We start from the raw sequence: 532 nt of genomic DNA, 5'->3' as shown, positions 1-532 counted from the left end.
GCGCCCGTGGCTGACGGTGTTCTACTTACCGACCTACGCGCCCGAACTCAACCCCGTGGAAACCGTCTGGTCACACCTCAAACGCAGCCTGGGCAACCTGGCCCCCTGCACCCTCGACGACCTCGCCAAGATCATCCGCAGCCGACTCAAGCAACTGCAATACCGTCCCGACCTGTTGAACGCCTTCCTGGCGCACACCGGCCTGGTTACGGACCCGAGATCGACATGACACCCCGAACTTTCATCCTCTGTAGTCGGCCAGGGACTTGAGGATTTCGTCGGCGGTCTTGGTCCAGGTGAACGGCCGCGGGTCGTCGTTCCAGGTGTCGATCCATGCCTCGAGAGCCTTCACAGAAGTGTGGACGCCGCGGCGGATCTGCTTGTCGGTCAGCAGGCCGGACCATCGCCCGGGTTCCGCAGTTCGTGTCGCCACTGGTGACACGCACCACCCTGGCCTCGGACGACGTTAAGGATCAAGGTGTCGAGCGGTGTTCCTAGTGACACGGATCGGACTTCCTTGTGCCACCACCGC

Annotated in this window: 1 protein-coding gene and 1 pseudogene; one reads left to right on the top strand and one right to left on the bottom strand. The window is 62.8% G+C overall.

The features are described 5' to 3' along the window. Positions 1-229, top strand: a 229-nt coding sequence (locus ACTWPW_RS64595) for a transposase (RefSeq protein WP_443175096.1), incomplete at its 5' end; no start/stop codon positions are given. 12 nt (positions 230-241) lie between these two features. Here ACTWPW_RS64595 and ACTWPW_RS64590 read toward each other — a convergent pair. Next, positions 242-406, bottom strand: a pseudogene (locus ACTWPW_RS64590) (IS630 family transposase); the annotation flags it as partial. Between the last annotated feature and the right edge of the window lie 126 nt (positions 407-532).

This window comes from Nonomuraea sp. KM90 (assembly GCF_052246675.1).
Taxonomy (GTDB): Bacteria; Actinomycetota; Actinomycetes; order Streptosporangiales; family Streptosporangiaceae; genus Nonomuraea.
This window is presented reverse-complemented; position numbering and strand designations above follow the sequence as displayed.